This window comes from Gordonia sp. VNK21, from assembly GCF_046098115.1.
GTDB lineage: Bacteria > Actinomycetota > Actinomycetes > Mycobacteriales > Mycobacteriaceae > Gordonia.
On the sequence record NZ_JBJURU010000003.1, the window covers coordinates 51,321 to 77,843 of the forward strand.

General features: G+C 72.4%; 12 protein-coding genes. 8 read left to right on the forward strand and 4 right to left on the reverse strand.

Going from position 1 to position 26,523, the window contains the following annotated elements; translation table 11 throughout:
- The first annotated feature begins 68 nt into the window (after window positions 1–68).
- The 4 genes from ACJMNC_RS04875 (at window position 69) to ACJMNC_RS04890 (ending at window position 5,579) form a co-directional block, all read left to right on the forward strand.
- Window positions 69–1,163, forward strand: a complete 1,095-nt coding sequence (locus ACJMNC_RS04875; protein WP_408946825.1) for an HtaA domain-containing protein — start codon at window positions 69–71, stop codon at window positions 1,161–1,163.
- Between the two features lie 111 nt (window positions 1,164–1,274).
- Window positions 1,275–2,435 carry an AI-2E family transporter gene (locus tag ACJMNC_RS04880; RefSeq protein WP_408946826.1) on the forward strand — a complete coding sequence of 387 codons (1,161 nt, stop codon included), beginning with the start codon at window positions 1,275–1,277 and terminating at the stop codon, window positions 2,433–2,435.
- Window positions 2,435–3,616, forward strand: a complete 1,182-nt coding sequence (locus ACJMNC_RS04885) for an acyltransferase family protein (protein WP_408946827.1) — start codon at window positions 2,435–2,437, stop codon at window positions 3,614–3,616. The genes ACJMNC_RS04880 and ACJMNC_RS04885 overlap by 1 nt, the downstream gene beginning before the upstream one ends.
- Window positions 3,591–5,579 (forward strand): acyl-CoA dehydrogenase, encoded by a 1,989-nt coding sequence (locus ACJMNC_RS04890; RefSeq protein ID WP_408946828.1) that lies wholly within the window; start codon window positions 3,591–3,593, stop codon window positions 5,577–5,579. Before ACJMNC_RS04885 ends, ACJMNC_RS04890 begins: the two co-directional genes overlap by 26 nt.
- A gap of 83 nt (window positions 5,580–5,662) precedes the next feature.
- Here ACJMNC_RS04890 and ACJMNC_RS04895 read toward each other — a convergent pair whose 3' ends face one another.
- From ACJMNC_RS04895 to ACJMNC_RS04910, 4 genes are all read right to left on the reverse strand, one after another.
- Window positions 5,663–7,144 (reverse strand): hypothetical protein, encoded by a 1,482-nt coding sequence (locus ACJMNC_RS04895; RefSeq protein ID WP_408946829.1) that lies wholly within the window; start codon window positions 7,142–7,144, stop codon window positions 5,663–5,665.
- Between the two features lie 102 nt (window positions 7,145–7,246).
- Entirely contained in the window at window positions 7,247–8,080 is an 834-nt protein-coding gene (locus ACJMNC_RS04900; protein WP_408946830.1) for an ABC transporter ATP-binding protein, read from the reverse strand.
- Window positions 8,081–8,099: 19 nt separating this feature from the next.
- Window positions 8,100–9,146 carry a FecCD family ABC transporter permease gene (locus ACJMNC_RS04905; RefSeq protein ID WP_408946831.1) on the reverse strand — a complete coding sequence of 349 codons (1,047 nt, stop codon included), beginning with the start codon at window positions 9,144–9,146 and terminating at the stop codon, window positions 8,100–8,102.
- Window positions 9,143–10,252, reverse strand: a complete 1,110-nt coding sequence (locus ACJMNC_RS04910; protein WP_408946832.1) for an iron chelate uptake ABC transporter family permease subunit — start codon at window positions 10,250–10,252, stop codon at window positions 9,143–9,145. The genes ACJMNC_RS04905 and ACJMNC_RS04910 overlap by 4 nt, the downstream gene beginning before the upstream one ends.
- A 219-nt stretch (window positions 10,253–10,471) precedes the next feature.
- Between ACJMNC_RS04910 and ACJMNC_RS04915 the strand changes: the two genes are divergently transcribed.
- The 4 genes from ACJMNC_RS04915 to ACJMNC_RS04930 form a co-directional block, all read left to right on the forward strand.
- Window positions 10,472–18,022, forward strand: coding sequence for an amino acid adenylation domain-containing protein (locus tag ACJMNC_RS04915; protein ID WP_408946833.1), 7,551 nt, complete (start codon window positions 10,472–10,474; stop codon window positions 18,020–18,022).
- Between the two features lie 37 nt (window positions 18,023–18,059).
- Window positions 18,060–19,088 carry an ABC transporter substrate-binding protein gene (locus ACJMNC_RS04920; protein ID WP_408946834.1) on the forward strand — a complete coding sequence of 343 codons (1,029 nt, stop codon included), beginning with the start codon at window positions 18,060–18,062 and terminating at the stop codon, window positions 19,086–19,088.
- Between the two features lie 71 nt (window positions 19,089–19,159).
- Window positions 19,160–25,699, forward strand: coding sequence for an amino acid adenylation domain-containing protein (locus tag ACJMNC_RS04925; protein WP_408946835.1), 6,540 nt, complete (start codon window positions 19,160–19,162; stop codon window positions 25,697–25,699).
- Between the two features lie 5 nt (window positions 25,700–25,704).
- Window positions 25,705–26,523: condensation domain-containing protein (locus tag ACJMNC_RS04930; RefSeq protein ID WP_408946836.1), on the forward strand; the 819-nt coding region annotated here is incomplete at its 3' end.

A 26,523-nucleotide genomic window follows, 5' to 3' on the forward strand; every position in this document is an offset into this window, starting at 1 on the left:
AGGTCACAGCGGCAGGCCGGGACTTAGGGCGGTAGTCCGTGCACTTATGTATCGGTTAGCCTTGGCTTATGACGTATCTCCGTTCTGCCCTGATCGGCCTGTTGGCCATGTGTACGGCTCTGGCCGGTGCCGTCGCCGTCGCGCCGGAGGCCGCCGCCGCTCCCGCTTTCACCCCGAAGATCAGCGTCTATCTCGCCGACGGGGTCACCCCGGTGGGGAACACGCAGCTGCACCCGGGCGACGTGGTGGTGGTCAAGGGCCGCGGCTTCGACCCGAACGCCAACACCTCGGGACTGCCGGTGCCGGTGCCGCCGGGCGTGCCGCACGGCACCTTCATCGCCTTCGGCCCGTTCGCGAAGAACTGGCGGCCGTCGCAGGACGCCCCGGAGGAGGCGCGGCCGACCAACCGGTCCAACGTCAAGTGGGCGATCAGCGACGCGGCTCTCGCCCAGGTCCCCGACGTCCCGTTCGACATGCGCCGGACGGTCCGCGGGCGGGCTGTGACCCTGCACCGGAACGGCACCTTCACCGCGCCGATCACCCTCTCCACGCCGGAGGACATTCCGGCCGACGGACGCTGGGGCATCTACACCTACGGCGGGGCCAACGCGATCAACGCCGCCCAGGAGATCTACGTCCCGATCAACTACTCGACGGCGCCGGGTGCCAACACGCCCAAGCCCGCCGAGCGCAACCTGATCTGGAAGTACTCGCCGGACTTCTACCAGACCGTCGTCGGCACCACTCAGGGTGCGGTCTCGGGCAAGGAGGGCGCCGGAGTGGACGAGAAGACCGGCGCACTCTCGTTCGAGCTGGTCTCGAACACGGTCAAGGGCTCCTCCGGCGATCTGCGCTACCGGGGCACCGTGGTGGTCAACACCCGGTTCAACCTGTTCGAGATCGCCCTGGTCGATCCGGTCATCCGGGTGCGCGGCGGTAAGGCCGTGCTGAGCATGAAGACCTCGACGACCGACATGAACGGCACCGACGTGCTGCGCCGGGTGAATATCGCCGACCTGACCCTCAGCCGCGCCGACCTGGCCCGGCTCTCCCGCGGCGAGGACGTCGCCGGTGTCCGCGCGGCCTTCCGCAGCGGGATCACCCCGACCTCGCTCGCGCTGCTCTCGACGGGGCCGGCGTCGCCGGTCACCCTCCGGTTCTGACCGGCCGACGGCCGGGCCGGCCCCGGCCGTCGCCGGCCGACCGATCGAGACGTGCCCGATGCTGCGTCAGTGCCTGCCCACGGCGGGGCACCGCCGGATAGGGTCGACGACGTGACCGACGACGACACCGCCCGGCCGACGGAACCGAGCCTGCGCGACCAGGATCTGGCCCGTATCCCCACCGGGGTCCGGCTCGGTGCGGCCTGGAGCTGGCGGCTGCTGCTGATCCTGGCCGGCATCGTGGTCGTCGGGGTGCTCTTCAAGCGCTTCGAAGACGTACTGGTGCCGCTGGTGCTGGCACTGCTCTTCAGCGCCTTCCTCGGTCCGATCGTGGCCTGGGCGCAGGGGCGCGGGATCCCCAGACTGCTCGCGGTGATCGTGTCCGTGACGGTGACCCTGATCGTCGTCGTCGCTGTTCTCGGCTTCGCCTTCGAGCAGATCGTCGGCAGCATCCCGGAACTGTCCAAGGAGTTCCAGTCCACCATCGGCGACGTCCGGGACTGGCTGCACGACGGCCCGTTGCACATCGACAACAGCCAGCTGCAGCACGTCAGCAACGAGCTGATCGGCTGGGCGCGGGAGAACGAGGGGAAGATCGCGCACACCGCGATCGGTACCGCCGCGTTCGCCGGCCGGGTGGGCGCGGGCATCCTGCTGACGATCTTCCTGCTGATCTTCTTCCTCTACGAGGGCCGCAGGATCTGGAGCTACCTCACCCGGATCGTGCCGCAGGGCAACCGGCTGCGGGTGCGTGAGGCCGGCGCGGCCGGATTCGGCACGCTCGAACACTACGTGCGGGCGACGGTGGCGGTCGCACTCATCGACTCGGCGGTGATCGGCATCGGCCTGGCCGCGCTGCGGGTGCCGCTGGCGCTGCCGCTGACCGTGATCATCTTCCTGGGCGCGTTCATCCCGATCGTGGGGTCGTTCGCGGCCGGCGCGCTGGCCGTGCTCATCTCGCTGACCACCCAGGGCTGGATCAATGCGCTGATCGTGCTGGCCCTGCTCGTCTTCGTGATGGCCTTCGAGGGGCATGTGCTGCAGCCCTTCCTGCTCGGGCATTCGGTGAAGCTGCACCCGGTGGCCGTGATCCTGGCGATCGCCCTGGGCATCCTGCTGGCCGGCATCGTCGGCGGTCTGTTCGCGGTGCCGCTGATGGCCTTCCTGAACACCGCGCTGCAGTACCGGCCCGGCGATCCGCCGCCGGACCCCGACCGCCGGCACTATCCGCGCTACATCAGGCGGCTGTTCCGGATGCCCCTCGACGGCTGATGGCCGCCCCGCGCATCGCGGCGCTCACCGGCATCCGGGCGGTGGCTGCGCTGGCGGTCTGCGTGACCCATGCCGCCTACTGGACCGGGCACTACACCGACGACGTGGCCGGCCGGCTGTGGGCCCGGTTCGAAGTGGGTGTGCCGATCTTATTCGTGCTGTCCGGGTACCTGCTGTTCTCGCCGTGGGTGCGTGCCCTCGCCGACGGGTCGCCGGCGCCGTCGCTGGGCCGCTATCTCTGGCATCGGGCGCGGCGCATCCTGCCCGCCTACTGGATCACGGTGCTCGCCGTGTACGCGATCTTCCTGGTCTACCGGCCGCCGGATGCCTCACCGGCCGGTACCGGCTGGTCCGGGCTGTGGCGCAATCTGACCCTCACCCAGGTGTACGGCGCGGGACATCTGCACGCGGGCCTGACCCAGATGTGGAGTCTGGCCGCCGAGGTGCTGTTCTATCTGGTGCTGCCGCCCATCGCCTGGCTGCTGTGCACGGGTGTGTGCCGACGGCGCTGGGAACCCGGGCTGCTGCTGATCGCGATGACCCCGCTGCTGATGGTCTCGCCGGTCTACACCGCGCTGGTCGCCGGCGACACCGGCATCGATCCGACCGCCCGGTTGTGGGCACCGGCGTTCTTCGAGTGGTTCGCCGCCGGAATGATGCTGGCGGTATTCGTGCGCATCCGCGCCTGGCCCAGCGCCTGGGTGTCGGTGCCGGTGGCCGTCGCCGCCTTTCTCGTGTCCGGGTCGGCGGTGGCCGGGGAACCGACGATCGCCCCGTCCACCGTCTCGGCGACCGTCGTGAAGCACCTGCTCTACACGGTGGTGGCGCTGGGCCTGATCGGTCCGCTCACCCGGCCCGGTCCGCGCGGCTGGTGGGCCCGGCTGTGCGGCTCGCGGCCGATGCTCTGGTGCGGCGAGATCTCGTACGAGTTCTTCCTGGTGCACGTGATGGTGCTCGAGGCGGTGATGGATGTGCTCGGCTTCCCGGTGTTCACCGGTTCGCTGCCGGCCGCCCTGGCTCTGACCGTGGCGATCAGTGTGCCGGTGGCCTGGGTTCTCCATCGCATCACCGCCCCGCTGTGGCGGTCACCCGCGCCGCGGGTTGTCGCGGCGCGCCGGGCCGGGAGCAGCACGGCTGAGGATTGCCTTCGCTACCGTGGGGCCCATGGCGATCGACGATGAGAACGCACCCGACCGTGACGGCAGCGCGGAGGTGGTCCGCGATCTGCGGACGGCGCTGGACGGCCGCTGGCGGGAGGTCCGCGACCGGGCCCGGGAACTGATCGACAGTCCGGACCTGTTGCCCGATCCGTCGCGCACGCTCGACCAGGCGCGCGCCGATGTACTGGTCACCATGCGTCGGCTCGCCGAATCCGGCTTCGCGGATGCGGGCTTCGCCGCCGATCACGGCGGCAGCGGGGATATCGGCGGCTCGGTGGCCGGGATCGAGATCCTCGGCTATGCCGACCTGTCGTTGATGGTCAAGTCCGGTGTCCAGTGGGGGCTGTTCGGCGGTGCGGTGGAGAACCTCGGCACCGCCCGCCACCACGACCGGTACGTCCGCTCGATCATCGACCTCGAACTGCTCGGCTGCTTCGCGATGACCGAGACCGGGCACGGCTCCAACGTCCAGGAGCTCGAGACCACCGCGACCTACGATCCGGCCACCGGCGAGTTCGTCATCGACTCGCCCACACCGTCGGCCCGCAAGGACTACATCGGCGGCGCAGCCCAGCACGCCCGGATGGCGGCGGTGTTCGCGCAGCTGATCACCGGCGGGCCGGACGAGGAGCCGCACGGCCGCGGCGTGCACTGCTTCCTGGTGCCCATCCGGGACGAGAACGGCGACGACCTGCCGGGCGTCACCACCGGGGACTGCGGCTACAAGGGCGGTCTGGCCGCCGTCGACAACGGCCGCATCCTGTTCGACCAGGTGCGGATCCCCGCCGAGAACCTGCTCAACCGGTACGGCGACGTGGCCGCCGACGGCACGTACTCGTCGCCGATCGAGAACCAGAACAAGCGCTTCTTCACCATGCTCGGCACCCTCATCCGCGGCCGGGTCTCGGTGGCCGCCACCGCCGGAGCGGCCGGCCGCAAGGCGCTGACCCTGGCCACCCGCTACGGGCTGGTCCGCCGGCAGTTCGACGGACCCGACGGCGGCGGCGAGATCCGGATCCTCGACTACCTGGGGCATCAGCGCAAACTGCTGCCGCTGATCGCCACCTCCTACGCGGTGACCTTCGCCCAGAACGAGCTGACCGCTGAACTGCACGAGGTGCAGGCGCTGCTCGCCGACGGGGACGACGACGAGGAACTCGCAGTCCGCCAGCGTGAGCTCGAGGCCGACGTCGCCGGATTGAAGGCGTACGCCACCTGGCACGCCTCGCGGGCGGTGAACGTCTCCCGGGAGGCCTGCGGCGGGGCCGGCTATCTGGACGAGAATCAGCTGCCGATCATCCGCGGCGACATCGACGTCTTCACCACCTTCGAGGGCGACAACACCGTCCTGACCCAGCTGGTGGCCAAGGAACTGCTCGCCGCCTACGCCGGGGACGTGCAGGGTCTCGATGCGGCCGGCTGGGTGCGCTTCGTCGCCTCGATGGCCCGGGACGTGGTGGTGGAGAAGACCGCCGCCCGGCAGGTGATCCAGACCCTGCTCGATTCCTCCGACGAGGACCTCGAGGACTCGAGCCTGACCGATCGCAGCACCCAGGTCCGGCTGCTGCGCGCCCGCGAGGATCACCTGGTGCGGACCTGCGCGCAGCGGATGCGCCGCGCCTCCGACGAGGACGAGGACGCCTTCGAGGTGTTCAACGCGGCCCAGGATCATCTGCTCAAGGTGGGGCACGCGCACACCGAGCGGATCGTGCTGGAGGCCTTCGTCGAGGCCATCGCCGACTGTCCGTCGGCCCCGGCGGCGGAACTGCTCGGGCACGTCTGCGACCTGTTCGTCTACGCCGCCCTCGAACAGGACCTGTCGTGGTTCCTGATGCACCGGCACGTCTCCGTCGAACGCGCCAAAGCGGTCCGGCGCGGCGTCAACGAGCTGTGCGCGCAGCTGCGGCCGCACGCCGCAGACCTGGTCGACGCCTTCGGCATTCCGGAGTCGCTGCTGGCCGCACCTATGCTCGAACACGCCTGACCCGGCCCCGGAGGGTATCGCGGGCACCAGCTCGCTGCCTCAGCTCAGGCCGCGAACTGGAAACGGCGCCGCGAAAGACGGGGTCAGCGGCTGATCTTGTGCATCCGGCCCAGAGTGGCCTGCCAGAACGATCCGTCGGGGCCGATCGTGCCGGTCAGTTCCATCGGCTCGTCGAACGGGGCGTCGCCGATCTTCAGCGTGCGTACCCGCTTGCCGGTCCTGAAGTCGGTGGCGATGTAGTCGACGGCACCGGTCTGCTGGATCGCCCCGGGTACGTACGGTCCGTAGCCGAGGGCGTGGATCAGGCCGTCGGCGCGGGACAGCCGGGGCAGGGTGGCGAGCCGGTCGGAGTTCTCCCACACCCGCCGGCAGGCGCCGTCGCGCACGTCGATGCGGGTGGCGCCGCCGGTGAAGCCGGCGCTCTCCGGGCGGCTCGGCCCGTCCACCGCCATCGGCGGGTACTGGTAGCCGTAGGTGCTCGGGATGACCAGCGAGTCGCCCCACGCCAGAATCGAGTTCTCGGTGCCCTGACCGGACCGGGCGAAGGCGGGCATGGAGCACACCTGCTCGCCGGTGTCGCTGCGGTAGACGAGCAGCCGCGGCCGCCGGTCGGCGTTGTCGACGATGGCCACCCAGCCGTCGCCGCCGGGGCCGAAATAGGTGGGGGTGGTGCCCGACCCCCAGGTCAGCTGGCCCGGCTTGCGGGCCGAACCGCGATCGTAGGCACGCCGCCACACCGTGCGCGGCACTCCGTCGTCGCCCGCCCGCATCTCGTACAGCGCATGCGTGGTCAGGACCGAGACGCCGGACTCGCGCACGGTCAGCCCGTTGCCCAGTTTCTCGCCGCGCGGCAGCCGGGTCGTCCCCAGCACGGTGCCGCCGCGGGTCACGGTGCCCACCAGCCCGTTGGTGGTGACGTACCAGATGCGTCCCTGCCAATCCGGGGCCAGACCGGTGATCGCATCCCCGGCCGGCAGTTTCGCGGAGACGTCGATCCGCTTGTCCACGGTCACCGCCCAGCCGTCGGCGGTGCGGTGATGACCGACGAACAGGATGGCCCCGGAACCGTCGGCCACCACCACCCGGTCGCGATCGTCGAGGTAGCCGTACACCCCGCCGAGCAGGCCGCCCTTGGCGAGCTCGCGTTGCGCGATCGGCTGCGCGGTCCGCGGATCGAAGAGCACCACCGTGGGCACCGCCACCTGCAGGGGATCGGTGCCGACGAACCTGGTGCACAGGGACACCGGCAGTCCGTCGCTGCCGATGAAGGTGGCCGCGCAGGCGCCGCCCGGAATCGACGACGCCGCCGACCTCGCGCTGCGGCCCGGGCCGGGCAGCGGGGTGGAGTCGGTGGAGTACAGGTCGCCGTGCATGAGCGAGGTGCCCACCGGCCCCACGCCGATCGCCGGCGACGGGGCGGCCGGGGCCGCCGCGGGCAGCGGGTCGGCGGTGGCCGCGGGGACCGAGGCTCCGAACAGGGCGGGGACTCCGAGCAGGGCGGCGGCGAGGATCAGGGCCACCGCGGGGGCGGGCCGGTTGCCGGACCGGTGTGGGCGCAGACGCATGACGTGGACGTTACCGCCCGGGCGCGGGCTCGTGGAGCGTTGCGATCACCGGGGTTCTGACCCGACGGCCGCCCCGGCGAGGGGATCGTGGCCGGATGTCCGTCAGACCTTCGGAATCACCAGGGGCGTATGGGATTCCGGATCGCCGATGATACGGCACGGCAGCCGGTACACCTGCTCGATGAGCTCGGGGGTGACGATCTCGGCGGGCGCACCCTGCGCGACGATCGAGCCGTCCTTCATCACCACCACGTGGTCGGCGTAGCGGAACGCCTGATTGAGCTCGTGAAGCACCACCACCACGGTGCGGCCGAGTTCCCGGTTGAGCCGGGTGAACAGATCGAGCAGCTCCACCTGGTGGGTGATGTCGAGGTAGGTGGTCGGCTCGTCGAAGAGCACCAGGTCGGTCTGCTGGGCCAGCACCATCGCGATCCACACCCGCTGCCGCTGGCCGCCGGACAGCTCGTCGACGAGCCGGCCGGAGAGCTCGTCGGTCCGGGTCGCGGTCATCGCGTCGACCACGGCCCGCTCGTCCTCGGGCGTCCACTGCTGGATCAGATGCTGGTGCGGGAACCGGCCGCGGGCCACCAGGTCGGCCACCCGGATCCCGTCCGGGGCGATGGAGGTCTGCGGCAGCAGCCCGAGGCGCCGCGCCACCTCCTTGGCCGGCAGCGTGTTGATCTCGGCCCCGTCGAGCAGCACCGTCCCGGTCGACGGGCGCAGCAGCCTCGACAGAGCGCGCAGCAGCGTCGACTTCCCGCAGGCGTTGGGGCCGATGATCGCGGTGACCCTGCCGTCGGGGACGTCGAGGTTCAGGTTCTCGCTGATCACCCGCTTGTCGTAGCCGAGGGTGAGGTTCTGGCCGCTCAGCCGGGTGGGGGCGGTGGTCGGGTGCGCCGCATCCGGAACGCTCCGGCGCAGTCGGGGGCTTCTCATCGGGCAACTCCTCGGGTTCTCACTGGCGGCTCGCCTCCCGGGCGAGCAGCCAGAGCAGGTACACGCCGCCGATGGACACCGTGACGATGCCGACGGGCAGCTGGGTGGGGGCGAAGAGCCGCTGGGCGATCAGGTCGGAGACGGCCAGCAGCAGTGCGCCCATCGCCGCGGCGGGCACCATCGCCACCGAGTCGGTGCGCGCGAGCCGCTTGGCCAGCTGCGGAGCGGCCAGGGCGACGAAGGCGATCGGTCCGGCGGCCGCGGTGGCCAGCGCGGTCAGCGCCACACCCAGCACGATCAGCGCCAGCCGCGTGGGCTCGGTGCGCACGCCCAGCGCGCGGGCGGTGTCGTCGCCCATCTCCATCATCGGCATCCGGGTGGCGAACGGGATGAGCAGGACCAGCACCAGTGCCACGCTCAGCCCGGCGCTGCGGACCTCGCCCCATTCGGCGCCGTCGAGCGAGCCGGTGCCCCAGACGGCGGCCGACATGGCGGTGTCCAGGTCGGCGGTGAGGATCATCCAGGTGTTGAAGGAGGCGAGCACCGCGCTGACCGCGATGCCCACGATGATCAGCCGGAAGCCCTGCACCCCGCGTTTGAAGGCCAGCAGATAGACCAGCAGGGCGGTGACGATGCCGCCGATCAGGGCGCCCCAGGCGGTGCCCATGTGTTCGCCGCCGAAGAGCACCATGATCACCAGCACGCCGGTGTAGGCGCCGGTGTTGAAGCCGATGACGTCCGGGCTGCCGAGCGGGTTGCGGGTGAGGGACTGGAAGATCGCACCGCTCACGCCGAGGGCTGCGCCGAGGATCAGCGCCAGCAGTGCGCGCGGCATACGGCGGTCGATCACCACCCGCCGGTCCCAGGCGTCGCCGCCGCCGAAGACGGTCTGCACCACCCGCCAGACGGTGATGTCGTAGTCGCCGAGCACCAGGGCCACCAGCGTGGTGATCACTGCGGCGGCCAGCAGCAGGCCCACGACGGCGGTCACCCGCACGTCGAGGCGGAAGGAGAAGGCGCCGCGGATACGCAGCGGCAGGACCGGACGGCCGAAGTCGATGCTCACAGTCCGCTCGCCTTCCGCCGGCGGACCAGGACGATCAGCACCGGCGCACCGATGAAGGCGGTGACGATACCCACCTGCAGTTCGCCGAGGAGCCGGCCGATCACATCGGAGACCAGCAGCAGGACGGGACCGCCGAGCAGGGTGTAGAGCAGGATCCAGCGCTGTTCCGGGCCGACGATCCAGCGGGCCACATGCGGCACCATCAGGCCGACGAAGCCGATCGGTCCGGCGGCGGCGGTGGTGGCGCCGCAGAGCAGGGTCACCGCGATGATGCCCAGGGTGCGGGTGCGGGCCACGTCGGCGCCGAGCGAGTGGGCCAGGTCGTCGCCGAGCGCCACCGCGTTGAGGGAGCGGGAGACCAGTGCGGCCAGCAGCAGCCCCACCAGGATGAAGCCGGCCATCGAGCCGCTGATCTGCAGGCTGTCCCGGATACCGATGGTGCCGGCGTTCCAGTAGGCCATGTACTCGAAGGTTGCGGGTTTGAGCAGCATCATGCCCTGGGTGATGCCGCCGAGCACGGCGGTCACCGCCACGCCGGCCAGGGTGAGGCGGATGGGGGTGGCGCCGCCGCGCCCGCGCGAGCCGATGCCGTAGACCAGGACGGTGGCGGCCACCGCGCCGAGGAAGGCGAACCACACGTACGAGTGGAAGCTGGTCATCCCCAGAGTGCCGACGGCGATGGCCACGAAGAGCGCGGCACCGGCGTTGACGCCCAGAATGCCCGGGTCGGCCAGCGGGTTGCGGGTCATCGCCTGGATGAGGGCGCCGGCCACGGCCAGCGACATGCCCACCAGCAGACCGAGCAGCGTGCGGCCGAGCCGGTCCTCGCGGACCACGGTCTCCCGGGTGGAGCCGTCGAAGTGGAAGATCGCATCCCAGATCAGGTGCAGCGGCAGGCCGGTGTCGCCCACGGTCAGGCTGAGAAAGACGGCGCCGCCGAGCACGATCAGCAGGATCAGGGCGCCGAGTGCGCGGATGCCGTTGCTGCGCGCCAGCCCGGATCCGCGGTCGGACTGCGGCGGCGCCGGGTCGGCGGGATGCTCGGCGGTGTCGACGCTCACCGCTGCTCTCGTTCCACTGGCCGTCTCCGGATCATCTCGTCTCATCGGGTGTCGCGGGTCCGGTGGGCACCGGACGTTCCGTACGGTACCGGTCCGCGGGCACCGCTGACCGGTTGCGGTCCGGCGACCGCCGGATTCGCAAACATATTTGGTAATGCTTACCTTAGTCGGTGGGTCCCAGTGGATTGCATCGCGCCGCCCGCGCGCGAGCGCCGTCCTGGCCCGGCCCGTACAGCATCACCGAACAGAACGAGTCGTCCACCGATGAAGATCGCCGATGTCCTGCCCCTGACCCCCGTTCAGGAGGGCCTGCTCTACGCGTCCACGCTCAGCGACCAGGGGGCCGATCCGTACACCGTGCAGGTCCAGCTTCACCTGACCGGCCGGCTCGACCCGGCACTGCTGCAGACCGCCGCCCAGGCCGTCTTCGACCGGCATCCGAACCTGCGCACCTGCTACCGGCGGCGCAAGAACGGCATGCCGGTGGCCCTGGTCCTCGACGGCGCCCGGATCGGCTGGGCCGAACACGACCTGCGCGAGGCGGGCGACCCCCGGCAGGAGTGGGCGCAGCTGTGCGAGCAGGACGGCCGACGACGCTTCGACATCGCGAACCCGCCGCTGCTGCGGCTGACCGTGGGCCGGCTGGGTGCGGACGACTGGCGGGTCCTGGTGACCAACCACCACCTGGTCCTCGACGGCTGGTCGTCGCCGATCCTGCTGCAGGAGATCTTCCAGACCTATGCGGCCGGCGGCGATCCCGCCGGGTTGCCGGCCCGCCGCCCCTTCCGCGACTTCCTGTCCTGGCTCGAGACGCGCGAGCAGGAGCCGGCCCTGCAGCGCTGGCGGCAAGTCCTCGGCGACGATCCCGCACCGACGCTGCTCGCCACCGACGGTGACGCGCTCGGCCGACGGCCCGAGCAGCGGATCCTGGACGGCTTCGGCGATCTGCACCAGCGGCTCGCGCAGCGGGCCCGGGCGGCCGGGCTGACGGTGGGCACGCTGGTGCAGACCGCCTGGGGCCTGGCGCTGGCCGGGGAACTGGGCGCCGTCGACGTCCTGCTCGGCGCCACCGTGAGCGGGCGAAGCCCGGAGCTCGACCGGTCCGGGGAGATCATCGGCATGACCCTCGGCGCGGTTCCCGTCCGGGTGAGCGCCGGCCCGGCCCGGACGGTGCTCGAGGTGGCCCGGGCGGTGCAGCAGTCGCAGGCGCTGGTGCTCGACGATCACTGGGTGGGGCTGCCGGCCGTCGCGGGCGCGGTGGGGCTCGGTGAACTCTTCGACACCCTGCTGGTCTTCGAGAACCACCTGCGCGAACCCGGTCCGGTGCACGCCGCCGCGCAGGCTGCGGGCCTGGCGTTGACCGAGGTGGCCCCGCGGGACTCCACGCATTACCCGATCACCGTCCAGGTGATCCCGGGCGAGGACCTGCAGATCCGGCTGCACCACCTGCCGCAGGCGGTGCCCGCCGACCGGATCGACCGGCTCGCCCGGGGGTTCGCCGCCGCCCTGACGGCGCTCGCCGACCGGCCCGAGACGACGGTGGCCGAGCTGCCCACGCTCTCCGCGGCGGAGGCCGCCGCACTCCGCGACCTCGGCGACGGCGGACCGGCGGCGCCCGAGCGCCTCCCGCTCGGAGCCCTGCCCGAGCAGGCCTCCGGGCTGCTGCGCGGCGCAGGCGAGGAATACGGGTACGCCGAGCTCGACACCCGCACCCGGGCGCTCACCGAGCGGCTGATCAGGATCGGTATCGGTCCGGAATCCATTGTCGCTCTGGCGATCCCGCGCAGCTTGGACTCGGTGGTCGCGGTGCTGGCCGTACTCCGCGCCGGGGCCGCGGTCCTGCCGGTGGAGTTGAGCTACCCGGCCGAGCACGTCGCCTTCCTACTGGCCGACGCACAGCCCGACCTGCTCATCGCCGAGCCGTCGGACGGTCTGCCCACCGATGCTCCGCGGCTGGTGATCGGTGCGCCGGACACCGATCCGCAGCCCGCCGCCGCGCCGGTGGACCGCCCGGTGCGCGAGGCCAACCCGGCCTACCTGATCTACACCTCCGGATCCACCGGGCGGCCCAAGGGTGTGCTGGGCACCCGCCGCGGACTGGCGGACCGGCTGGCCTGGGCCGCGCAGCTGTGGCCGCCGACCGGCCGCGACGTCCGGCTGGTCAAGAGTTCCTTCTCGTTCATCGACGGACTGACCGAACTGCTCGGTGCGTTACAGGCCGGGGCGGGGATCGTGCTGGCCGACGACGCCCAGCGCAGCGATCCGATCGCCCAGGCGCAGCTGCTCGCCGAACACCGGATCGGCCAGGTCACCGCGGTGCCCTCGCTGGCCGCCGAGCTCGCGGCGACGGCGCCGCGAGCGGTGGCTGAGGTGCAGCGCTGGGTGCTCTCCGGGGAAGCGCTGACCGGCGATGTGGCCGCGGTGCTGCAGCCCGGGGAGGTGATCAACTCCTACGGCTCCTCCGAAGTGGCCGGCGACGTCACCTTCGGCCCGGTCGATCCGGCCGGCCCCGGACGCGCCCCCATCGGCACCCCGGTGCCCGGTGTGGTGGTGCACCTGCTCGATCCGTCCCTGCGTCCGGTGCCGCCCGGCGGCATCGGCGAGATCTACGTCGCCTCGCCGCAGAACGCCCGCGGCTATCTCGGCCGGCCGGCGCTGACCGCGGAGAGCTTCGTCGCCGATCCGTTCGGCGGCGGACGGCTCTTCCGGACCCGCGACCTCGGCCGCTGGGACGAGTGCGGCCGGCTCGAATTCCACGGCCGGGTCGACGGCCAGGTCAAGATCCGCGGTCACCGGGTCGAGACGGTGGGTGTGGAGGCCGTCGTCCGGGAGGTGGCCGGGGTGACCGGCGCCGCCGTGGTCGTGCGTCCGGACGTCGCCGGGGCCGCGGGACTGTGGGCCTATCTGACCGTCGACGGCTCGGCGCCGTCCCCGGCCGGCATCCGCGCCGAGCTGAGTCGCCGGCTGCCCGAGTACTCGGTCCCGTCCATACTGATCCTCGATGCCCTGCCGACCCTGCCGAACGGCAAGGTGGACCGGCGCAGCCTGCCGGACCCGGCCGCCGCCGCGGCCGCCGCCCGCCCGGCCGGGCGGGCGGCGTCGGGTGCCACGCAGGAGCTGCTGGCCGGACTGTTCGGCGAACTGCTCGGCGGCGGCCCGGTGAACGCCGAAACCGACTTCTTCGCCGCCGGCGGGCATTCGCTGCTGGCCACCCGGCTGGTGCATCGGCTGACCGTCGACGCCGGCGTGACCCTGTCGGTCCGCGAGATCTTCGACCATCCCACCCTCGAGCAGCTGGCGGCCCGGATCGAGGCGGGTGCCACCGCGGAGGAGACCGGTCCGTCGGCCCTGGCGACGGACCGTCCCGATCCGCTGCCGGCCACCGCCGCGCAGCGCCGCCTCTGGGCGCTCGACCGGCTGCACCGCGATGAATCCGGTGTGGGTGAGCGCGCCTACAACCTGGTCTTCGTGGTGGAACTGACCGGGCCGGTGGAGATTCCGGCACTGGCGGCCGCGGTGCGGGAGGTCGTCGACCGGCACGAGTCGTTGCGCACGCTGCTGGTGTCCGACGATGACGGGGGCCTGTGGCAGCAGATCCTGCCGCCGGAGGACGGTGCCGTGCTCTCGGTCCACGACGGTCCGGAAGCCGTTGCCGCCCTGGAGGATCCGGCGAACCGGCCGTTCGAGCTCGACGTCGAGGCACCGATGCGGGCCGATCTGGCCCGCATCGGCGACGAGCACTGGACCCTGCAACTGGTGGTTCATCACATCGCGGGCGACGAATGGTCCACGCCGGTCCTCTTCGACGAGCTCGCCGACGCCTACCGGCGCACCCTGACCGGCGCCGGGGCCGCCCCGGCGCGGCCGGTCCAGTACGCCGATGCGGCACGCTGGCAGGAGCAGGTCCTGGCAGCGGAGGACGCCGACGGGCGCAGTCTGCGTGAGCGGGAACGCGACTACTGGCGGGGCGTGCTGGGCGGGCTGCCGGACGAGCTGGCGCTGCCCTACGACCGGCCGCGCCCGGCCTACGCCTCGGGGGCCGGCGCCGCCGTGACCTTCGAGCTTCCGGCCACGGTCGCCGACGGCCTGCAGCGGCTGGCTCGGCGCACAGGCACCACCGGCTTCATGGTGGCTCACGCCGCGCTGGCCGCGCTCTGGTCCCGGCTCACCGGCGCCGACGACATCCCGATCGGCACCCCGGTGGCCGATCGCGGGCACCCGGAGCTGGCGGCGGTGATCGGCATGTTCACCAACAGCGTGGTGCTGCGGGCCCGGGTCTCCGGCGATCCGGACTTCACCGCGCTGCTCGCCCGGATCCGGGAGGTGGACCTGGCCGCTCTCGACCACCAGAGCCTGCCGTTCCAGGAGGTGGTCGACGTCCTCGATCCGCCGCGCGAGGCGGCCCGCAGCCCGCTCTTCCAGACGATGCTGCAGTTCCGCGCCCCGGTGCCGGACCCGGAACTGGCCGGCGCGGCGGCCGCCGTCCGCTACCGGGAGACCACCACCGCCAAGTTCGATCTGACCGTCGACTTCAAGGAGAACGGTCCGGGGCAGCCGATCTCGGGCCGCATCGAATACGCCGCCGACCTGTTCGACCACGGCACCGTCGCCCGGATGGCCGCCGCGCTGGTCCGGATCTTCGAAGCGGTCACCGCCGATCCCGGCCTGCGGGTGACGCAGTTGCCGGTGCTCAGCGCCACCGACCGGGAACAGCTCGACGGCTTCGCCGCCACCGCGCATCCGGTGGATCCGCAGCTCGACCTCACTGCGCTGATCTGGGCGACGGCGCAGCGCCATCCGGAGCAGCTCGCGGTGTCGGGTGCGGGCGGGGAGCTGACCTACCGGGAGCTGACGGACGCCGCCGACGCACTCGCCGCCGCCCTGGCCGGCGCCGGGGTGGGAGTCGATCAGGTGGTGGCGGTGGATCTGCCTCGCAGCCCGGCGCTGCTGGTGGCGGTACTCGCCGCCGGCCGGGCCGGAGCCGCCTATCTGCCGCTCGACCGCGACCATCCGGCACAGCGCCGGGCCTTTGTACTCGACGATGCGCGCCCGGCCGCGATCCTGACCGACGACCCGGACTTCGCGGGGACAGCGGCCCCGGTGCTCCGGATCGATGCCCGCGGTGTCCTGGCCGGTGAGGCGCCGGCCGGAACCCTGCCCGCACCCGGAACCCTGCCCGCGGGCCGGGCCGCGTACTTGATCTACACCTCCGGCTCCACCGGTACCCCCAAGGCGGTGGTGGTCGATCACCGGGCCATCGTCAACCGGCTGCAGTGGATGCAGGACCGCTTCGGCCTGGAGCCCGGGGAGCGGGTGCTGCACAAGACCCCCACCGGATTCGACGTCTCGGTCTGGGAGCTGTTCTGGCCCTTGCTCACCGGCGCCACGGTGGTGCTCGCCGAGCCGGGCGCACACCGGGACCCGGCGGCCATCGAGCAGACGCTGGCCGAAGAGCAGATCAGCACGGTGCACTTCGTGCCGTCACTGCTGCGGGCCTTCCTCACCGAGACCACCGCCGCGCTGCCGGCCCTGCGTCGCATCCTGTGCTCCGGGGAGGCGCTCACCGCACCGCTGCGAGACGGTGTGGCGCAACGCTTCCCGCAGGTCTCGCTGCACAATCTGTACGGCCCCACCGAGGCGGCCGTGGACGTCACCGAGATCGATGTCACCGCCACCACCGGGCCGGTGGTGCCCATCGGCGGGCCGGTGTGGAACACCGGTCTGCACGTCCTCGGACCGAGGCTCGAAGAACTGCCGATCGGCGTCTGGGGTGAGCTGTACCTGTCCGGCCGTCAGCTGGCCCGCGGCTATGCCGGCCGGTACGGGCTGACCGCGACGACCTTCGTCGCCTGCCCGTTCGGCGCCGGGGGCGCGCGGATGTACCGCACCGGCGACATCGCCCGGTGGACGGCCGACGGAGTCCTCGAATACGCCGGCCGGCGCGACCAGCAGCTCAAACTGCGCGGGCAGCGCATCGAGCCGGGCGAGATCGAACAGGCGCTGCTGGGCACCGGCGAACTGCGGCAGGCCGTGGCGCTGGGTCACCGCACCGCCGACGGGCGCACCATGCTGGTGGCCTACGCGGTGCCGGCCGACGGCGCCGCCGCCGATCCGGACCGGATCCTCGAGCGGATCGCCGAGGTCCTCCCGGCCCATCTGGTACCGGCGACCCTCACCCTGCTCGACGAGCTGCCGGTGACCGGCAACGGCAAACTCGACCGGCGTGCGCTGCCCGATCCGGTGTTCAGCCGGGGTGGCGGTGGGACGGCCGGGCCCGGCGAACAGGCGGTGGCCGCCGTCTTCGCCGACGTGCTCGCCCCCGGCGCCGAGGTGGGTTCGGGCGACGACTTCTTCGCCCTCGGCGGCGACAGCATCATCGCCATCACCGTGGTCAACCGGCTGCGCCGGCACGGCTATGCGGTGACCGTCAAAGACCTCTTCGAGCACCGCACCGTCGGAGCGGTCGCCGGTGCGGCCGTGCCGGTCTCGGCCGGCGGCCCCGCCGACGAGAGCCGAGGCGACCGGCCCCTGCCGCTGACCCCGATCGTCGCGCAACTCGCCGCCCGCGGCGGCCGCTGGCAGTCGCTGGCGCAGTCGATCACCGTGACGGTGCCCGACGGGGTGGACGCGCCGGAACTGCACACCGTCCTCGATGCCGTTCTGGACCGGCACGAGGCGCTGCGCCTGCAGGTGCAGCCCGGACCGGGCGGGGTCTGGGTGGTGCGGCCGCAGCCGGCCGGGGCCGTCCGGGCCGACGAAGTGTTGACCGTGCACCGGCTGGACGCGCCGCCGGACGAGGCCGGGTACCGGGAGATCGCGGCCGAGACCCAGGCGCGCCTCGACCCGGTGGCGGGCGGCTGCCTGCAGGCCGCGGCGATCCTGGCTCCCGGACATCGGCGCCTGCTGCTGGTGATCCACCACCTGGCCGTCGACGCGGTGAGCTGGCGGATCCTGCTCGAGGACCTGGCCGAGGCCGCCGAGTCGGTGACGGCCGGCCGGCCGCCGGCGCTGGCCGCGCCCGGGACCAGCTACCCGGCCTACACCGATGCGCTCGCCGCCCAGGCCGCTGCGCCGGAGACGATGCGGGAGCTGGCCCGGTGGCGTGCGCTGCTGGCCGGGACCGTCGATCCGCTGGCCGGCGCCCCGGCCGGAACTCAGGCCGATCTCGCGGTGCACACGCTGACGCTCTCCCCGGAGGCCACCGCGGGGTATCTGTCGGCCGGCTCGGTGACGGCGGCCCTGATCGCCGATGTGGCTGCGGCCGTGAAGGACTGGTGCTCCGCCCGGGATGTGCCCGGAGCTCCGCTGCTGGTGGACGTGGAGGGACACGGCCGCGACGTCGCCGATCTGGACCTCGCGCGCACGGTCGGCTGGCTCACCACGGTCGCGCCGGTGCGGTGCGAGGCCGGTGCTGCTCCGGAGGACCTCGCCGGGCAGCTCGAGGGTCCGCGGCACGGCTACGGCCTGCTGCGGTACGGCAATGCGCGCACGGCCAGGGTGCTCGGCGCCCTGCCGGGCGCGCGGGTGCTGGTCAACTATCTGGGTGCGCTGGACCTGGCGGGGGAGCGGCCCTGGCAGCCGGCCCCCGAAGCGCGGTGGACCCGCACCACGCCGGCCGCCGACCTGACCGTCGACTATCCGCTGACCGTGGACGCCCGCGTGCAGCGCGACGCCGACGGCGGCGCCCGGCTGACCGTCGAACTCACCTACTCGGGCACTGCGATTCCCGCCGGGCAGGCGCCGGAGCTGGCCGGATCACTCGAGCGCCGACTGGACGAGCGAGGGCGGATGGCCGCCGAATTATGCATAGGGTAACCTAACTTGCGTTCCGAACCCCGGAGAGGACAGACCATTGGCCAAGAAACGACTGACTCGTGCGCGGAACCTGATCATCGCGCTCACCGCCACCGCTTCGCTCGTCGCCGCCTGCGGCAGCGACGACAGCTCGTCGAGCAGCCCCGCCGACAAGGGTGTCAAGGCGGTCGGCTGCAAGTCCGAGCAGACCAGCGGCGAGCGGGTGATCAAGGACACCTTCTACGGTGACGTGACCATCCCGGCCGATCCGCAGCGGATCATCTCCGGCTGGCTGGTGGGCACCGAGCTCATCGACCTCGGTGTGACCCCGGTCGGCATGCTCGAGGACGGCAAGACCAACGCCACCCCCGAGGAGCTGGCCAAGGTCAAGGACGTCCCGACCATCGGCGCCATCGCCTCGGGCATCAACACCGAACAGGTCATGGAGCTCAAGCCGGACCTGGTGATCACCTTCATCCGCAAGGATGTGGCCGAGAAGCTCAACACCAAGGCGCTCGACGGCGTCGCACCGGTGGTGGCCTTCGAGATCGAAGAGCCGATCGACGTCTGGAACAACTTCCCGAAGGTCGCCGACGCCCTGGGCTGCGGCCCGGCGCTCGACGCCGAGCTCGAGCGGCTCAGCGCCGACTTCACCAAGATCGGCACCGACGACAAGGCCAAGATCGACGAACTGGGCAGTGTCGCCTACGTGGAGGGCTCGGCCGCACCGTCGACCTTCCAGGTGGCCACCAACACCTCGCTCGTCTACGAGCGGCTCACCAAGTCGGGCCTGACCTACTTCAACGGTGTGCCGGACAAGCCGGAGCGCTACAACGAGCAGATCTCCACCGAGGACATCGACCGCCTCTCCTCGGCCAACGTGCTCTTCTACGAGGCCGACGCCGAGGGCAAGCCGACGCCGCGCACCAAGGCGCTGCTCGACTCGGCGGCGTTCAAGACGCTGCCGGCGGCCAAGGCGGGCAATCTGTTCCCGTACCGCACGCCGTACGCCTACACGATCGCCGCCGGCGACCGGCAGGTCGAGGACATCACCAAGGCCGTCGCTGAGGCCAAGCCTGCTCAGTGACCACCACCGATTCGCTTTCCGGCAGCAGCCGGTCGGTTGACGCACTGCCCCGGTCCACGGACCGGGGCAGTGTGGCACGGGGGCTCGCCGCCGCCCAGCGGGAGATCTGGGTGGCCGGCCGGCTGACCGACGATCCCACCGCGTACACCACCGCGATGCTCGCGGATCTGCGCGGACCGGTCGACATCGACCTGCTCGCCGGCGCCATCGACACCGTCGTCTCCTGGTCGTCGGTGCTGCAGGTGCGGTTCGCCGCCACGGCTTCCGGTGAGGTGCACCAGTACCCGGACATCGATCCGCCGCGCTGTCGGGTGGTGGATCTGCGTGATGCGGACCGGCCCGAGGAGGCCGCCCGGGACTACGCCGCGGCCGAGCTGGACCGGCCCTTCGACGTGACCGACGGTCCGCTGCTGCGCGCGGTGCTGCTGCGGGTGGCCGACGACCGCACCCTGGCCTACCTGGCGGCGCATCACCTGATTCTGGACGGCACCGCGGTGGGGCTGCTGCTGTCGGTGGGCATGACCCGGTACGCCGACCTGCAGGCCGGCCGTGAGCCCGCGCCGGCCCGCGACTGGAGCCTCGACACGCTGCTGGCGCTGGAGACCCGGTACCGCGAGTCCGCGGCCTTCGCCGACGACGAGAACTTCTGGCTGGCCCAGGTGGCCGGCGCCCCGGAGCCGCCCCGGCTGCTGACCGGGCTGGACCCCGCGCCCCGGCGAGCGGCGATCCTGCCGGTGCCGCTTGCCGCCGGTCAGTACGACCGCCTCTACGCCTCCGCCCGGGAACTGGGCGTGCGCACGGCGGGCCTGCTGATGTCGGCGCTCGCCGGATTCCTCTACCGGCGCACCGGAGACCACGACCTGCTGCTGGCCGTGCCGATGGCCGCCCGCACCACTCCGGAGCTGCGTTCGCACCTGGGCACCCTGGCCACAGTGCTGCCGCTGCGGGTCCGCCTGCGGGCCGGCGCCGACTGGCGGCAGAGCGCCGGCGACGTCGACGCACTGCTGTCGGAAGCCGTGGCGCACAGCCGGTTCCGCGGTGAGGATCTGCGGCGGGCGCTGCGCGAGCAGGGGGCCGTCCGGCCGATCTTCGGCGTCGGCGGCAATGTGCTGCCGCTGAACACCCGGGCCTTCGATCGGGCGGGCTTCGACGCCCGGCTGGAGATCCTCTCCTCCGGACCGACCGGCGACGTCGACGTCTTCTTCGAGGTCGACGCACCGGCCCGCACCCTGCGCATCAATCTGCACGGCCCCGGCAGCCACCTGGACGAGATGGCCGCCGTCGCCGACGATTTCGCCGCCTACCTGGGCGAGCTGCTGGCCGACCCGGAGACGATCATCGGTCCGCCCCTGCGCATCGCGGCGGACTCCGACCGCCCGGACCAGGGCGAGGACGCCGGCGGCGCCGAGGCCGGGGGCGGCACGCTGCCGGGCGCCGAGGAATGGATCACCCGCAACGACGACGCGCTCGGCGAGCTCACCGAGGATGCGGCGGAATCCGGTGTGGTGACCGCGATCCTGCCGACCCCGCCGCGGCTGACCCTCGCGCAGCTGTCGTCGGCGGTGGCCGCGGTGACCGCGGCCCATCCCGAACTCGCGCTGACCCCGCAGCGCTGGGCGCCGGGATTCTGGGACTACACGCAGACCCCGGCGGCTCCGGTGACCGTGCTGGCCGCGGGAGCCGACGACGAGCAGTTGCGGGCCGCCGCCGATCCGGCCGGGAGCTTCACCGCGGCCTGGTCGCCGGGTCTGCGCCAGGATCCCGGAGCCCTGGCGCTGAGCGCCCACCCGCTGGTCGTCGACGAGCCCGGCCGCGCGGTGCTGCGCCGGGACTTCGAGGCGGCCTTCGCCGACATCGCGGGCGGCCGGCCGATCCACGTGAAACCGGCACCCGCGCCGACGGAGCTCGCGGCCGCCGCCGCGGACCGGGCCCTGTCCGCGCCGGTGCTCGCGCAGCTCGACGACTGGACCGCGCTGGCCGCCGAGGCCATCGCCCCGACGCCCGCACCGGACGTGGTCCGGAGACAGGTCGGGGCCGACGCCGATGCGCTCGAACCCGCAGGACTGGATCTGGCCGGCGCCGCCCTCGCCGCCTGCTCGCTGGCGCTGAGCCGCGCCGGCGGCGGGCCGGAGGTGGTGGGACTGCGCCGCACCGGACGGACCGCCGCCACCGCCGCCTCGGCGGCCCCGCTGGCCTTCAGTGCGCCGGTGCGCACCGTGCCCGGCGACGCCGCCGGCCCGGTGCTGCGAGCGGCGCGCGCCGCCTTGCGTGAGCAGCCCGACGGGGGCCTCGGTTACGCCCTGCTGCGCTATCTGCACCCGCAGGCCAGCGCGGCTCTGAGTGCCGGGACCGAGCCCTACCGGATCGACGTCGCCGACCACCGTGGTCTGCGGATCCACGGAGAGGCGGCCGAGGGCCCCGATGCCCGGGTGCTCGCGACCGACGACGGCCTCCTGGTCGAGATCGCCGCAGTGCCCGGCGGGGTGGACTGCGGCTCCGGCGAGTTCGCCCGGCTGTGGGCGCAGGCGCTGACCGAGGTCGTCGCCGCGGCCGGGGACAGCGAGAATCAGGCCGGCCCGTCCGGCGAGGCACTGGTCGGTGTCACTCTGAGCGCCCAGGCCGTCCGCGACCTGCAGGAACTGGCCGGCGGACCGATCGAGGCGGTGTGGCGGCTCTCGCCGCTGCAGGAGGGGCTGTACTTCCAGTCCACGGTGTCCGGTGAACTGGACGTCTACAACGCCCAGTTCGTGCTCGAATTCGATCGCGCACTCGATCCGGACCGCCTCCGGGAGGCCCTGCGCCGCCTGATGGATCGCCACCCGGCGCTGCGCTCGGGTTTCACCCACCAGCGACTGCCGGCGCCGGTGCAGTACATCGTCGCCGATCCGGCGGTACCCCTGGAGATCGTCGACCTGCGCGAGGAAGCGCAGGCCGCGCTGGCCGCGGCCATCGACGCCGCGGTGCAGACCGACCGGCGCCGCCGCTTCGATCCGGCCGGCGCACCCGCCTGGCGGGCCACCCTCATCCGGTGCCCCGGGGGCGACCGGATCGCGGTCTCCCGCCGGTTCCTGGTCTGGGACGGCTGGTCCAACGGTGCCTTCATCGCCGGGCTGCTCGCCGAGTACGCGGGCGAGCGCCGGGATGCGCCGCCGGCCGTCGAAGACGCGGCCTTCGCCCGCTATCTGCGATGGCTCGGAGACCGGGACGCCGGCGCCGCGATCGACGCGTGGAAGCGTTACCTGGACGGCTACGACGAGCCCTCGATGCTGGTGCCCGGCGCCGACCCGGTGGTGCGGGCGCAGACCCGGGTGAGCCGGCACCAGCTCTCCGCGGCCGCCTCCGCAGGCCTGAGCCGGACGGCGCAGAGCGCCGGGGTCACCCTCAACACGCTGCTCTCGGCGGCACTGCTGCTGGTCACCGGACGGTGGAGCGGACGCGGCGACGTGTCCATCGGCCAGACCGTCGCCGGCCGGCCGGCCGAGGTGGCCGGGGCCGACGAGGCGATCGGCATGTTCCTCAACACCGTGCCGGTGCGCTCGCGGCTCAGCGGATCGGCCCCCCTCGGCGACTGGCTGCGCGAGCAGCAGAACGCCCGCCTGGACCTGCTCGAACACGAGTGGCTCTCCCTCGGCGAGATCACTTCCGCCGTGGGCGGCGGAGGTCTCTTCGACGTGCTGATGGTGCTGCAGAACTTCATCGGCGACGCCGACCTGGGCGCCGAACACGGTGTGGTGGGCCATCAGAGCGAGGACCACACCCACTTCCCGCTGACCGTGGTGATCACCCCCGGCACCGAGCTGGCGGTGACCGTGGAGACCCGCTCCGATGTGATCGACGACGCCACCGCCGCCGGACTCGCCGAAGACCTGATGCTGCTGCTGGCGGCCTTCGCCGACGAGGCAGCCCTGGCTCTGCCGCTGGCCCGCCTGCCGATCGGCGCGAGCGAGCCGCCGCTGCCGGGGCGGTCGTTGCCGGTGCCCGAGCTGTCGGTCTCGGAGCTGCTGGGCGAGACCGCCGCCGCGATCCCGGACCAGCCGGCACTGGTCTTCGGCCAGACACAGCTGACCTTCGCCGAACTGGACGAGGCGATCAACCGGCTGGCCCGGCTGCTGCTGGCGCACGGGGCCGGACCCGAGCAGATCGTCGCTCTGGCCGTCGACCGGTCCATCGAGATGGTGGTCGCGTTGTTCGCCGTGCTGCGGACCGGCGCCGCCTACCTGCCGCTGGAACTGGCGCACCCGCCCGAGCGGCTCAACCGACTGGTCACCGACGCCCGGCCGCTGATCGGGTTGTCGGCGGGCGCCGGTGACGCAGAGACCGAGATCTTCGCCGGCAGCGGACTGGCGCCGCTCCGGCTGCGCAGCGAGGAGATCGCCGCACGGCTGGCGGCTCTGCCGGGTGGGCCGCTCACCGACGCCGAACTGGGCGGCTTCGGCCACGACCGGCCCGGCCGCCTCGACCATCCGGCCTATGTCATCTACACCTCGGGGTCCACCGGCCGGCCCAAGGGAGTGGTGACCGGCTACCGCGGGCTGACCAACATGTACGTCAACCACGAGGACGAGATCTTCCGGCCCGCCGTCGCTCGCGCCGGCACCGGCAGACTGCACATCGCGCATACGGTCTCCTTCGCCTTCGACATGTCCTGGGAGGAACTGCTCTGGCTCACCTACGGCCACACGGTGCACGTGTGCGACGAGGAGCTGCGGCGCGACCCCGATGCGCTGGTGCGGTATTGCGATGCGCAGCGGATCGACGTGGTCAACGTGACCCCCACCTACGCGGAGTACCTCATCGGGTCCGGGCTGCTGGCCGGCGCCGATCACGGAGGTCCGGTGGGCAGTCACCGACCCGCGCTGGTTCTGCTCGGCGGTGAAGCGGTGGGAACCGGTGTGTGGGAAGAACTCTCGTCCGCCGACGGGACCGCGGGCTACAACCTGTACGGACCCACCGAATACACCATCAACACCCTCGGCGGCGGCACCGACGAGTCCGCGTCCCCGACCGTCGGCCGCCCGATCAGCAACACCGTGGTGCACCTGCTCGACGGCTGGCTCCGGCCGGTCCCGCCCGGTGTGCCCGGGGAGCTGTACGTGGAGGGCGACGGGCTGGCCCGAGGCTACGCCGGGCGGCCCGAACTGACCGCGCTGAGCTTCGTCGCCCATCCCGCCGACCCCGGCCGGCGGCTGTACCGCACCGGCGACCTGGTGCGCCGGCGGGCCGACGGTCTGCTGGACTACCTGGGCCGCACCGACTTCCAGATCAAGGTGCGCGGCTACCGGGTTGAACCTGCCGAGGTGGAGGCCGCGCTGGCCGCGGTCCCGGGCGTCCGGCACGCGGCGGTACTCGCCCGCTCCGGTCCCACCGGCACCGCGCTCGCCGGCTATGTGGTGCCCGGTGAGGGTATGCCGGCCCTCGACCACATCCGGCGCACCCTCTCCGAGCAGTTGCCCTCGTACATGGTGCCCTCGAGCATCACGGTGATCGACGAGATCCCGGTGACCGTGAACGGGAAGCGGGATGCGTCCGCCTGCCCCGAACCGGTCCGTGCGGGCGGTGACGGCCTGAAGTCGGCCTCGCTGCTCGAACGCGTGCTCGCCGAGACCGCGGCCGAGGTCTTCGGCTTCGACGAGGTGGACCCCGAGGCCAATCTCTTCGACCTGGGTGCGCATTCGCTGCAGCTGATGGCCTTCGCCGATGCGGTGCGCAGGCGCCTGGACGTGGAGCTGGAGGTCTCCGAGGTCTTCACCAATCCGAGCATCAGCGCCATCGCCGCGGTCCTCGGCGGCGACACCGACACGCAATCGCGGCTGCGGGCGCCGGTGGTCACCTTCCGCGACGGCGGCACCGCGCCGCCGGTCTACTGCCTGCCGCCGGGCACCGGCCTGGGCTGGCGCTACGGCCAGCTGGCGGCACACATCCCGGCGGACCGGAGCGTGTATGCCGTGCAGGCGCCGCACATCGTCGGAGCCGGCGCCGAGCTCTCCACCGGTGGCCGGGTGCCCGGCGAGGTTCCCACCGCCCCGGACGACGTCGCCCGGTTCTTCGCCGACGCCATCGACTCGAGCGCGCCCGCCGGTCCGGTGGTTCTGCTCGGCTGGTCGTTCGGCGGCACCCTGGCGCCGTCCGTCGCCGCGGCGCTGTCCGCGCGCGGCCGCGCGGTGCAGTCGCTGGTGCTGATCGACGCCTACGCGCAGTCGCCGGCCGAATACTACGAGTACATCGATGCGCTGTCGCCGTCGGCGGCGGCCCTCGGCGCGCTGGATGTCCCGGTGCCGCCGGAACGGCTCGCCGACCTGACCCTCGAGCAGGCCAAAGAGCTGATCGCCCAGGGGGATTCGGTGTTCTCCGGGCTCGGTGAGGAGATCGTCGAAGCAGTGCTCGACTCGGCGTCGTGGTCGCTCGAGGTGATGCGCGATCTGGACGCCGCATCGGCCGTGGTCGAGGTGCCGGTGCTGTTCGTCCAGGCCGAAGCCGGGGACTCGCGGCAGACCTGGGGGGAATCCATTGCCGCCGTGCCGGTTCGGGCACCCGGCACACACGCCCAGATGCTGGGCCCGGAGGCCGTGGCCTCCTGGGGACCGGCATTGACCGACCACCTGCAGGAGTGACCGACATGCCCGGCGACGGTATCTCCATCCCGTTGACCAGCGCCCAGGCGGCGCTCTGGCTGGCTCAGACGCTGGATCCGGAGAACCCCACCGTCAACGTCTGCGACGCGGTGGAGATCGACGGCGACGTGGACGCGACACTGCTCGCTCAATGCGCACACGCAGCGATCACCGAATCCGATGCGCTCAGCACCCGCTTCGTCGCCGACGGCGACGGCTGGGCACAGCAACCCGGCGGCATGGATCTGCCGGCGCCCACCGTGCACACCGCCGACCCGGGCGATCCGTGGCCGGAACTGATCCGGCTCGCCCGCGTCTGGACCGGGCAGCCGCATGATCTGACCGTCGAACCCGGTGTGCGCCAGTGGATCGTGACCGCCGGACCGCGCACCTTCTGGATCCTGGCCGCCCACCATGCGCTCATCGATGCCTTCGGACTGTCGATGGTCTTCAAACGCGGCGCCGCGCGGTACAAGGCGGCCGAGACCGGCGGTGCGGTGAAGGGCTTCCCCCTCGGATCGGTGCGCGGCGTCGTCGACGGGGACCTGGCCTACCTCGGATCGCCCGACCGGGCCGCCGACGCCGAGTATTTCGCGGCGACCGCCCCCGACGAGCCGGCCGCTGCCGGCGGCGCCGGGCAGGCGCTGCGGGTGCGCACCGTGCGCACCGTTCTCGACGGGCTGACCGTCGAGCAGCTGTCCGCGGCCACCGAGGGCGGCAACTGGACGGTGACGGTGACCGCCGCGGTCGCCGCCTATCTGGCCCGCCGCACCGGGTCGTCGCACGCCGACCTGGGCTTTCTGCTGAGGAACCGGATCGGCCAG

Coding starts and splice junctions, on each gene's coding strand:
- ACJMNC_RS04915 (WP_408946833.1), top strand. CDS start 10,472: ATGAAGATCGCCGATGTCCTGCCCCTGACCCCCGTTCAGGAGGGCCTG.
- ACJMNC_RS04895 (WP_408946829.1), bottom strand. CDS start 7,144: ATGCGTCTGCGCCCACACCGGTCCGGCAACCGGCCCGCCCCCGCGGTG.
- ACJMNC_RS04910 (WP_408946832.1), bottom strand. CDS start 10,252: ATGAGACGAGATGATCCGGAGACGGCCAGTGGAACGAGAGCAGCGGTG.
- ACJMNC_RS04875 (WP_408946825.1), top strand. CDS start 69: ATGACGTATCTCCGTTCTGCCCTGATCGGCCTGTTGGCCATGTGTACG.
- ACJMNC_RS04900 (WP_408946830.1), bottom strand. CDS start 8,080: ATGAGAAGCCCCCGACTGCGCCGGAGCGTTCCGGATGCGGCGCACCCG.
- ACJMNC_RS04885 (WP_408946827.1), top strand. CDS start 2,435: ATGGCCGCCCCGCGCATCGCGGCGCTCACCGGCATCCGGGCGGTGGCT.